Below are 1974 nucleotides of genomic sequence, written 5' to 3' on the forward strand. Positions count from 1 at the left end.
TGATCTAGAGCGAACTAATCAATTAAGTCTCTTACCAGATAAGGATTTAGTCGATTTATGACCCCCTATCGAACCATACCAAGTAACGAAGAACCAAAAATTGCTTCATGAACCAACCTTCTCTCAATTTTGTTGAGAAATTAGTGATAGCAGAAGTGCAGGAACAGTTAAGGAATTTACCGGCTTCTTTTCGCAAATATCGCTCGGAGATTAAAATTGATCGAGTCATGAATAATGCTATTCAAATTCTGCCGCGCAGTTTCAAAACTTTGGAGAAAAAATATCACGACTATCACACCCGAAGATTAAGAATAACTTCAGCCACTCAGCAGCAAGAGCGATCGGTACGAAGATCAGGAGCAAGAGCAAAAATTTGTTTTTAGCTGACATGGGGGAGTTCCTCTTGAGCGTCTTGGGGTAGTTGAGGAGGCGAACTCGGTTGAGGCTGAGATGTCCAGTCGATTTTCTTGCCAGCGGTCTCGCGTTGCGAGCGCGTTGCGAGCGCTCCTAAGCTCCGACCGATCTCTGCCCCCGCTGCACCGGCGACTAATTTGCCGATCGCCCCTCCGACCAAAGCACTTCCTGTTTCCCCGACAAAACTACTCCCTGTCTTGATCGTCCAATCTTTCACGTCTGTCTGTTCGGGCGAGGCTTCCTGAGACGGCTTTCCTTGCTGCTCGACTTGTTGATTTAAGGCAACTGCCGTATCTTCTCCTAACTGTCCCCCCAAAACCCCTCCAGCCAGAGCGCCTACCATGCCGCCCGCAGGCCCAGCGATTACCGTACCCAGAATTGCGCCCCCCGCAGTCCCCAGGGTTTCACCGAGCTTCTCGCCGCTTTTCTTGCTGAGGTGTTCTGCGATCTCGATCGGATTTGCTCCCGCCTGAGCCTTGTCCGGCTCGGGGCGGAAAATTTCGTGGGTGACATCATAGCCTAACTTTGCTCCGGTGGTGCTGCCAGCAAAAGCGCCCACTTGAGCGCCCAAAACCGCCCCCCCCGGTCCAAGCGCCGAGCCGATCGCCCCGCCGATCATTCCACCGGCCACTTGTCCCGCCGACATCCCTAGAAAAGCACCACCCACGGCCGCTGGATGCACTGCTTGGCTGATCTGGCCAGCGATTTGCCCAGTAGCTGAGACGACGGACTCTGCGGTTGCCGTTGCCGTTTGCAGGGCGGTTTGCCCGACTTGATTGGCTTGTTCAGCCAAGGGTTTGACCGCCGACCCAGCCGTTTCCAGGAGAGCTTGGCCTGCATCTTGGGTGACTTTGAGGAGGGGGTTAGCGGCTTCGAGAACGGAGTCGCTTGCTGCTTGCCATTGCTGGGCGGCTGCTTCGCCTGCGGTTTTTGCCGCCTTCGCTATCTGGTTCGCCACTTCGCCAGCAGCTGCTAGGAAATCGGCGGGATTTTGAGTAACTTGTTCCCCTGCTGAGGCTGATGAATCTGGATTGGCCATTACCTCTATCCTCCTGAGATTACCCCGGAGCTACCGGGTTGGGTCATTATTCGGCAATTTCCACTTCTGTGGGTGCCTCGGGCTTGGCTGAACTCTTGGCAGTCCTAATTTCTGCCTCGGCTTCTGCTACCAGATCATTCCAGGACTCACTGGCTTCAGCCACAGTTTCTTGCACCTTCTCAAACGTTTCTAGTCCCCATTTAATGCCACTTTTGGTGAGGTCGCGGCCGGAGTCTGCTAGAGACTTTCCTACCTCTGGATTACCCAAAGCACCAATGAGAGGGGCGAGAGCCAGGGCTGCCGCCCCAACGCCCAGCGCCGCCACTGGCTCGATGCCTAACAACAAAGCTTCTAAATCCATAATCACTAATTTACTATCTCTATAGTTACTAATTCTGTACGCAAATATTGCATCTAGAATTAGCTTTGTACGCTTTGACCCGTACTGGGTTAACTACGAACCTCTCTATCGGATTCCCGCTAAAGGCGGCCTCTCCGACTACCTTTCTTCCAATATTTAA

At 53.0% G+C, this 1974-nt stretch carries 3 protein-coding genes; 1 reads left to right on the forward strand and 2 read right to left on the reverse strand.

Annotated features, from left to right (window positions below):
* Window positions 1-107: 107 nt before the first annotated feature.
* Window positions 108-383 carry a hypothetical protein gene (locus PX481_RS08485; protein ID WP_002756745.1) on the forward strand — a complete coding sequence of 92 codons (276 nt, stop codon included), beginning with the start codon at window positions 108-110 and terminating at the stop codon, window positions 381-383.
* Here the strand turns inward: PX481_RS08485 and PX481_RS08490 are convergent.
* Both PX481_RS08490 and PX481_RS08495 read right to left on the reverse strand, forming a co-directional pair.
* Window positions 380-1453: a hypothetical protein gene (locus PX481_RS08490; protein WP_002756749.1), complete on the reverse strand. Its 1074-nt coding sequence runs from the start codon at window positions 1451-1453 to the stop codon at window positions 380-382. The genes PX481_RS08485 and PX481_RS08490 overlap by 4 nt on opposite strands.
* A gap of 46 nt (window positions 1454-1499) precedes the next feature.
* Window positions 1500-1814 carry a DUF5132 domain-containing protein gene (locus tag PX481_RS08495; protein WP_002756751.1) on the reverse strand — a complete coding sequence of 105 codons (315 nt, stop codon included), beginning with the start codon at window positions 1812-1814 and terminating at the stop codon, window positions 1500-1502.
* Window positions 1815-1974 lie beyond the last annotated feature (160 nt).

It is taken from the genome of Microcystis sp. M53603_WE2 (assembly GCF_030065435.1).

What these genes read in the sequence shown, in the direction of transcription:
- PX481_RS08485 (WP_002756745.1), top strand. Translation starts at nt 108, where the DNA reads ATGAACCAACCTTCTCTCAATTTTGTTGAGAAATTAGTGATAGCAGAA.
- PX481_RS08495 (WP_002756751.1), bottom strand. Translation starts at nt 1,814, where the DNA reads ATGGATTTAGAAGCTTTGTTGTTAGGCATCGAGCCAGTGGCGGCGCTG.
- PX481_RS08490 (WP_002756749.1), bottom strand. Translation starts at nt 1,453, where the DNA reads ATGGCCAATCCAGATTCATCAGCCTCAGCAGGGGAACAAGTTACTCAA.